This window comes from Streptomyces antimicrobicus (genome assembly GCF_020532625.1).
Taxonomy (GTDB): Bacteria; Actinomycetota; Actinomycetes; order Streptomycetales; family Streptomycetaceae; genus Streptomyces; species Streptomyces antimicrobicus.
Window position 1 is genome coordinate 1 of record NZ_JAJAUY010000207.1, and the last position, 7,879, is coordinate 7,879.

Sequence of the window (7,879 nt, forward strand, 5' to 3'; positions counted from 1 at the left end):
GCGCCGGCCCGTCTAGCGGCCGGTCCTGCCGCCCGCCAGCGGCCACTCGCGGTTGAGGGAGCCCAGCGGGATCCGGCGCTCGAACACCGGGGTGCCGAACAGCGACAGCTGCAGCTGCAGGTTGCCGCTCAGGTCGAAGCCGCCGTACAGCGCCCAGGCGCCGCTCACGGACGTCTTGCCGTCGCTCGACGCGGACGCCTTGGCGTCGGCCTCGCCCCGCAGGTAGGGGGCGAAGTCCGCCGAGACGCCGACCGTCCCGTACAGGCCGACCGAGGCCTCGGCGCCGATCGCGCTCTTGACCCGGCCGGCGGCGGTGACCTCGGCCTTCACCGGGGTGCTCTGTACCTTCGACGTGCTGACCGGGGTCCAGCCCCGGCCGGTGGCGTAGCTGCCGCCGACGCGGAAGTCGCCCTGCACGTCCTGCCGGACCTCCAGGGTGACGCGGCCGTCGGCCTGCACCTGGATGTAGCAGGTCAGATCGAGGGTGACGACGACGGGCACCGGGCCGACCTGGACGACGGGCGCGGCGTGCAGCTTGGCGAACGGGATCCGCTTGGGGGATCCGGTGCTCGCCGCCGCGTGGCCCTTGAGGCTCCACTGCGAGGACCAGTCACCGCTCATGCCGAGGAAGGCCGAACGCGGACCGGCGCCGCCGGAGCCGTCGTAGGAGAACTCCACGGTGGGGGCGAGCTGGACGAAGCCCGAGACGGCGGCGCCGGCCGAGACGGGGGCGCCCGGGGCGGTCTCGACGGGGGCGTCGACGTCGAGCCGCAGGTTGCCCAGCGGCAGCTTGGCGCCTTCCGGGCCGAAGCGCAGGCCGTGGCTCTTGGCCCAGGAGAAGGTGACGCCCTTCATCAGCGGTACGACCGTGACGGAGGAGGGGTCGACGGGCACCTTGCCGTCGGCCTTGTCGTCCCGCAGGACGGAGGACAGCGTGGTGGCCGCGGTCTTGACCTCGGTGCCCCGGTCGGTCGTGCCGAGCACCTCGGTGACCTTCGCCAGCAGGCCGTCGGGGGCGCCCGGAGCCGGCGCGCTGGCGATGACGTCGCCCACCGCCACGGGCCGGTCGGAGCCCGCGGCGGGGGCCGACGGCGCCGACCCGGCCGGCGCCGGCGAGCGGTCGGAGCCGGGGGAGTTCTTCTGCGGCGCCTTGGACGCCCCGGCACCCGGCCCGGGCGTGGGGGCGCCGGCCCCTTGCGGGGCCTTGGATATGACGGCCCGTCCGGTGGCGCGGTCGTAGGAGGCGACCTTCAGGGCGGCCTTCTCGGGACCGCCCTTGCCGGCGCCCACCCGGGCGAGCGGGGTGGGCTCGGCCGGGCCCTGCGGCGCGGCGGCCACGGCGAGCCGCTCGGAGCCGTCGCCGGCGGGGGAGGCGGTGGCGGTGTTCGCGGGGTCCGCGCCGGTGTGTGCCGTCGAGGCACAGCCGGTGGCGGTGAGCGCCAGGGCCGTGAGGCCGGGCAGGAGGAGGCGTCTGGCGAGCGTGCGCACGTACACGTATGACCTTTGGAATCGGGGGGTGTTGCTACCGGCAGGTAACGTGGAGACGGATCATGCCAGGCGGTCCACCGGTAACAGCACATTCCGGCCACGTCGCCGCGCGCCCGTTCAAACCTGCTCCGGGCGATGTTCCACCCGTTGGCCCACCCCCGTTGGCCGCATCCGCCGGTTGGCCCTCTCATGGACAGCGGGCGGGGGTTTCCTCGGTCCCTTTCGAACGCGGAAAGGCGGTACGCCCATGTACGAGATGCGCGCCGAGTCCAGCGACGACCGACGCCGGCTGGTCTGGCACGTGCTGGCCAAGGACGCCAGCGCCAGCGCCCTGTGCGGCTTCCGGCTGCCCGCCGAACCCGACATCGCGCCCGCCGGGGAGGAGCCCGAGGCGGAGCACTACTGCGCCCCCTGCATGGACGCCTTCGGCGGAGTGGTGCAGGGCCCGCCCACCGGCCTGTCCGGCATACCCGCCTAGGCGGGCGGCCGTGGCCGCCCGGGGCGCACCCGCGACGCGGCGCAGAGGTGAGCGCGGAAGGTGAGCCGTGACCGAGGTCGAAGCCCCCTCGCCTTCCGCGCGGCCTACGGCTGAAAACGCCTGGTGGAAAGGGAGTTGAGAGGGTTAACTTCGCGGTGGCCGGACCACCCGGCCGGTCGCCGCGACGCGGCCGCCGGACCGGCTTGGTCCGGTCCGACCCGGTCCGGTCCGACCCGGTCCGACCCTGTCCGGTCCGACCCGGTCCGGTCCGGGTCCGTCCACCGGACGCTCCCGCGGCCGCCCCCACCCCGACCCAGAGGCTTCACGTGACCTTCGTGCGCACCGCCCGTCCCGACGAACTGCCCGCCCTGGTCCAGCATCCCGGCGACACCGAACGCAACGCGGCCACCCGCGCGTACCTGACCCAGATCCTGGAGCGCCGCTGCACCCGCCCCGAGTGGTGCCTGGTCGCCGAGGGGGAGGACGGCCGGCCCGTCGGCAGCGTGGTGCTGTGGGCCCTCCCGGACGAGCCGGTCCCGCTCGCCGTCGTGCTGTTCGAGGCGCCCGCGGGCGACCCGGCGACGGGCCTCGCCCTGCTGGACGCCGCCGCCACCTTGGCCCGCGCGCACGGCGCCACCGAGCTGGAGCACGTCGTGGACGCGCCCGCCCAGGCCCCGCAGTTCCAGCGGGACCCCGAGCGGCGCGGTGCGCTGCTGCGCCGCTCGGGATTCGACGTGATCCGCGACGGCCGCCGCTACGCGCTGGACGTACCGGCCGAACTGCCGCCCGAGGACCCGCGGCTGACGTTCCGTCCGCTGGCCGAACTCGGCCGCGAGCCGTTCGTCGCGGCCCTGGCGGAACTGCTCGGGGACACCGCCGACGCCCGCCTCGCCGCCATGGTGGCCGAGCACGGCCGGCGCGGCGCGGCCGAGCTGCTCTTCGAGGACACCGCAGGGCTGCGCCACGAGCCGCACTGGTGGGAGCTCGGCTACGCCGCCGACGGCACCCCGGCCGTGATCAGCCTGCCCGCCGAGAACCCCGGCGCCCCCGTCATCGGCTTCGTCGGCGTGCTGCCCGCCCACCGCGGCAAGGGGTACGCCACCTCCGTCGTGGTCCGCGGCAGCCGGGTCCTGGCGGCGCACGGCGCCACCCGCATCCTCGGCGACTGCGACGCCGCCAACGTGGCGATGGCCCGCGCCTTCGAACGGGCGGGCTACGCGCGCTTCGCCGACCGCCTGGAGTACGCCCGCCCCCTCCCCGCCGCGGCCCCGGAGGGCCCCGCGAACGGATGAACCGGCCGGGCGTCAGCGATGCGTATCGAGCGGGGCGATCGCCGTCAAGGACGCGTCAGGGCACGGCCCGTGGGGCACCGGTCCGGGCATAACGTCGGGGCAGCGACCCCTCGTGGTTCCTCAGGGAGGACCTCTCATGTGCCTGTTCCAGTACGCCGACGACGACGCCGAGCCCGAAGAACGGGTCCCGGCCGGGCTGCTCCACGTACCCGTCCGGCCGGGACGGTCGGCGGTGGTGCTCAGGATGTTCCGCACGCCGCTGGGCGAACGGACCGCCGTGGGATTCACCGCGCCCGAGCTGCTCGCCGCGACCCTCGGCCCGCAGCAGCCCTGGATCCGGCTCTCCGCGTCGGCGCTGCGCGAGCTGGCCGAGCCGCTCGGCGCGACGCTGGTGACGGTCGACCCCACCCTCTCCGCGCCCGCCGCGCACCCGGCCGCCTTCGCCGCCGCACCGGTGGCGCCCGCTCCGCCCGTGCGGCCCGCGCCCACGGCCCCCGCGCCCGCCGGCCCCGCCCCCACGGCCCCCGCCCCCACCGTCCCCGCGCCCCTGCGCTCGGTGTGACGGGAGCACGGCCGATGACCACCCTCGTACCCTGCCCGCTGCCCCTCGGCGCCGACGACCTCACCGTCTGGCCGGCCTCCACCACCCGGCTGCCGCACGGTGACCTCGCCGTCGGCGGGGTCTGCCTCACCGAGGTCGCCGAGCGCTACGACACCCCCGCCTACGTCCTGGACGAGGGCGAGGTCCGCACCCGCTGCCGCACCTACCGCGACGCGTTCGCCGAGGCCGAGGTGTACTACGCCGCGAAGGCCTTCCTCTCCCGCGCCATGGCCCGCTGGATCGACGAGGAAGGACTCGGCCTCGACGTCTGCTCGGCCGGTGAGCTCGAACTCGCCGTGACCGCCGGGTTCCCGCCCGAGCGGATCCTGCTGCACGGCAACGCCAAGTCGCCCCGCGACATCGCCGGTGCGCTGCGGCTCGGCGTCGGCCGGATCGTCATCGACAGCTCCTCCGAGATCGCCCGGCTGGCGGCCGCCGTCGGTCCCCGCGGCCGGCAGGACGTGCTGGTCCGGGTCGTCCCCGGGGTCCGGGCCGGCGGCCACGAGAAGATCCGCACCGGCACCGACGAGCAGAAGTTCGGGCTCTCCCTCACCGACGGGTACGCCCAGCACGCCATCGCCCGCGTACTCGGCCAGCCGCAGCTGCGCCTGACCGGCCTGCACTGCCACATCGGCTCGCAGATCACCGAGGTCAAGCCCTACGTCGCCGCGTTGCGCCGGATGGTCGGCCTGATGGCCCGGATCCGCGACAGCCACGGCGTGGTGCTCACCGAGCTCGACATGGGCGGCGGCCACGGAGTCGCCTACCGCCCCGGCGAGCCCGCCCTCGACCCCACCGCCCTGGCCCGCGCACTGCGCGCCGAACTCCGCGCCGGCTGCGCGGCGGCCGGCCTGCCCGTACCCCGGCTGCTGATCGAGCCGGGCCGGGCGATCGCCGGACCGGCCGGGGTGGCGCTGTACCGGGTCCTGGCCGTCAAACGCACCGGGAGCACGACGTTCGTGGCCGTCGACGGCGGGATGAGCGACAACCCGCGCCCGGCCCTCTACGGGGTGCGCTACGCGCCCCGGCTGATCGGCCGGGCGAGCACGGCCGATCCGTGCCGGGCCACCGTCGTCGGCCGGCACTGCGAGGCCGGGGACGTGCTCGCCGCCGATGCGCACCTGCCCGGGGACGTCCGCCCCGGCGACCTGCTCGCCGTCCCGGTGGCGGGGGCGTACCAGCTGTCCATGGCCTCCGGCTACAACATGGTCGGCCGCCCGCCGGTGGTCGCCGTGGACGGCGGCCGGGCCCGGCTGCTGGTGCGCCGCGAGACCCTGGAGGACTTCCGCAGCCGGGACATCGGCGGGTGAAACGGGCGCCCCTCAGACGAAGTTGACGGCGGCCCGCTTCAGCAGCGGGTCGTCCGTCAGCCGGAAGAGCGGCACGGCGAAGTTGCCGGACCGGAACCTTCCGCCGAAGTGCAGCCCGATCACCGTGTGGTCGGTCAGGTCCAGGACGGGCGACCCGCTGTTGCCGCCCAGCGTCGAGCAGTCGTGGCCCATCGAACCGTCCGGGCGGATCCCGGTGACGGTCCCCGGCTGGAGCCGTTTGACGTCGTAGATGTCCATGAAGATGCGGCTCATGGCCTGCGGTTCGTTGCGGCGGCCGTCGCGGGCCGGATAGCCCACCACGTACACCGGCCGCCCGAACAGCTCCGGCGGTTCCGCGCCCGAGATCCGCAGCGGCGTCGGCAGCGCCCCGCCGCCGCCGGCGGTCGGCGTCACCCGCAGCAGCGCCATGTCGACGACCTGGTGGATGCCGATGATCCCGGTCACGGCGAACTCGAACGCGTCGGACTCCGGGGCGTCGAACTCCTCGGCGGTGTCCACCCGCGCGGTCATGCCGTCGCGGAAGACGAACCCGCCGGAGCCGTCGGCACGGCCGAACTCCGCGGCGACGTGCCGGTTGGTCATCACCACGTCCGGCGCCACCAGGAAGCCCGTGCCCAGCCAGTCGAAGGAGGGGTGCCCGGTGACCTCCACCCGGCCCACCCGGGCCAGGGAGTCCCGGATGCCCGTCCGCTGCCCGTCCAGGACCGCCCAGTCGCCGGGCTGCGGAGGGAAGTCCTGGCCCTGGACCAGGATCGCCGGCCGGCCTTCGAGCAGGACGATCGCCTCCACACCGAAGTACTCGTCCTCGTCGATGTCGTCCTCGCGGCCCGCGGCGAGCTTCTCCAGCCCGCGCGCCCCCGCTTCGAGGACCCGCGCCCGCTCCTCCTGGGCGGCCCGCCCGATCCGGTCCGCCGTCGCCTCCCGCGGCGGCAGCTCCTGGTCGGACTCGGCGATCTCCGCCTCCAGACCCTTGCGTACCCGTGCGGCGACCTCCGTCAGGTCCTCTCGGAAGACCTGCTCCGGTTCCGTCGCCACCGGCGAACCACCGCGCATCTCACACCTCCTGGGGGGAGCGCTGCCCGTCCAGCGCGGACTGGGCGGCCATGATCTCGGCGTGCACGTCCGGGGAGCGCTCACGCAAGTGCCCCAGAACGGCGCTCAGTTGGGTCCCGACGTTCACAAAGGCGGTGCTCTTGCCCTGGAAACTGACGTCCGAGACCCGGCGCGTGCCCCGGTGCAGCGCCACCACCGTCCAGTCGTCGGTCATCACGGGCGAACCGGAGGAGCCGCCGCGGGTGTCGGTGAAGTAGCGCACGTCCTGCTCGGTGGTCTCGTACACCAGGTTGTTGCGCAGGGCGATCCGCTGGGGCTCACCGCCGGGGTGCTGGATGATGTTGACCGCCACCGGCAGGTCCTTGGTGACCGCCAGCGGCGCGGTCGCGACCCGCAGGTACGGTCGCGGCGTCGCCTCGGGGGCCAGCCGCAGCACCGCGTAGTCGAGCTCCTCGTCCCAGGCCACCAGGTCGGCGCCCGGGACCTCCTGGGCGTCCGGGTCGTCCTCGGTGAGGTAGTCGAACCGGGTCCGGGAGCCGACCGCCTGCAGCTTCAGGTCCGTGTCCGCCACCGCCTCGCGCCCGCCCGAGGTGCGCTTGCGGGCGTAGACGACGTGGTGGTTCGTCACCAGCAGGCCCGGGGCGATCAGCCAGCCCGTGCCGTTGTGCGGCAGCGCCAGCGGCTGGAGCAGGGCGCCGCCCTGGTACGGCAGCACCTTGATCCGGGCGACCGAGGCACCGGCCACCGCGCCCTCGCTCAGGAAGCCGACGGGAACGGTGTCGTCGCGGAAGACGATCTCCTCCTTGGTCTCGCCCGACGGCACCTGCGGCGCCACGTCCGGTTCGCCCGCCGCGTCCCGGGCCACCCGGTCCAAGGCCGTGAGGAACACGTCCCGGGCGGCGGCGTCGGTGAGCTGGTCGGCGCCGTTGCGCAGCCACAGGGCCAGCGGCACGCTGCCGTCGATCAACCGTTCGACCTTGTTCATCTCGTTCAGGTCGGACTGCACCTGCGGGCCGGGCGCCGTGAGCATCGGCAGCGAGCCGAAGTACTTGGGCAGGATCCCGGCGAACAGCAGCGGCCGCATGGTCGGGTGCGCGAGGCCCTGTTCCAGGGCCGTCGCGGTGAGCTTCTGGATGTCCTCGCGCGAGAGGTAGGGGTCGCTCATGGTCGTTCAGGCCGCTCGGTGGCCGTTCCCTCCGACGGGGTGGGGAGCAGGAGCAGGAGCAGGCCCGGCACCGGGAGCCGGAGCGGGACCAGGACCAGGAGCAGGACCGGCACCGGGAGCCGGCACCGGACCCGCGTCCGGGGCGCCCGCGACCATCGCGGCCGCCACCCCCGACGCCAGCTCGCCGCTCGGGTCGCCGAGCCGCAGCAGCCGCCGGGCCAGCCGGTCCAGCGTGCCGCGCCGGCGCGCCTCGCGCAGGATGCCCGTGGTCCCGGTGGGCGGGGCCCCGGCCGTCGGGGACCCGCCGCCCGCCGGGGACGGCCCGGCCGAGGAGCCGCTGCCGGCCGGCGCCTCGCCGCTCGTCGCCGCGGCCCCGCCCCCCGCGGGCCCCCCCCCCGGGGCCGAAGCGGCCCCGGCGCCCCCGGGCTTGGCTCGGCCTGCGGCCGGGGTCGGGGCGGAGCGTTGCCTCTA

At 75.3% G+C, this 7,879-nt stretch carries 7 protein-coding genes; 4 read left to right on the forward strand and 3 right to left on the reverse strand.

Translation table 11 applies throughout. The features are described 5' to 3' along the window. Nucleotides 1–12: 12 nt before the first annotated feature. Nucleotides 13–1,488, reverse strand: coding sequence for a hypothetical protein (locus LG632_RS28800; protein WP_226730712.1), 1,476 nt, complete (start codon nt 1,486–1,488; stop codon nt 13–15). Nucleotides 1,489–1,735: 247 nt separating this feature from the next. Here LG632_RS28800 and LG632_RS28805 point away from each other — a divergent pair, with 247 nt between their 5' ends. From LG632_RS28805 to lysA, 4 genes are all read left to right on the forward strand, one after another. Continuing rightward, nucleotides 1,736–1,966 carry a hypothetical protein gene (locus LG632_RS28805; RefSeq protein ID WP_226730714.1) on the forward strand — a complete coding sequence of 77 codons (231 nt, stop codon included), beginning with the start codon at nt 1,736–1,738 and terminating at the stop codon, nt 1,964–1,966. A gap of 326 nt (nt 1,967–2,292) precedes the next feature. Beyond that, nucleotides 2,293–3,258 (forward strand): GNAT family N-acetyltransferase, encoded by a 966-nt coding sequence (locus LG632_RS28810; protein WP_226730716.1) that lies wholly within the window; start codon nt 2,293–2,295, stop codon nt 3,256–3,258. A 136-nt stretch (nt 3,259–3,394) separates the two neighbouring features. Then, nucleotides 3,395–3,820 carry an SAV_915 family protein gene (locus LG632_RS28815; protein ID WP_226730718.1) on the forward strand — a complete coding sequence of 142 codons (426 nt, stop codon included), beginning with the start codon at nt 3,395–3,397 and terminating at the stop codon, nt 3,818–3,820. Between the two features lie 14 nt (nt 3,821–3,834). Continuing rightward, nucleotides 3,835–5,169: a diaminopimelate decarboxylase gene (gene lysA, locus LG632_RS28820; protein ID WP_226730723.1), complete on the forward strand. Its 1,335-nt coding sequence runs from the start codon at nt 3,835–3,837 to the stop codon at nt 5,167–5,169. Nucleotides 5,170–5,181: 12 nt separating this feature from the next. Here lysA and LG632_RS28825 read toward each other — a convergent pair whose 3' ends face one another. Together LG632_RS28825 and LG632_RS28830 are read right to left on the reverse strand one after the other, a co-directional pair. Further along, complete coding sequence (locus LG632_RS28825; protein WP_226730725.1) at nt 5,182–6,243, reverse strand: trypsin-like serine peptidase; 1,062 nt, start codon at nt 6,241–6,243, stop codon at nt 5,182–5,184. 1 nt (nt 6,244) lies between these two features. Next, the gene (locus LG632_RS28830; RefSeq protein WP_226730733.1) at nt 6,245–7,408 is read right to left on the reverse strand and encodes a trypsin-like peptidase domain-containing protein; all 1,164 of its coding nucleotides are present in this window, start codon (nt 7,406–7,408) and stop codon (nt 6,245–6,247) included. Nucleotides 7,409–7,879 lie beyond the last annotated feature (471 nt).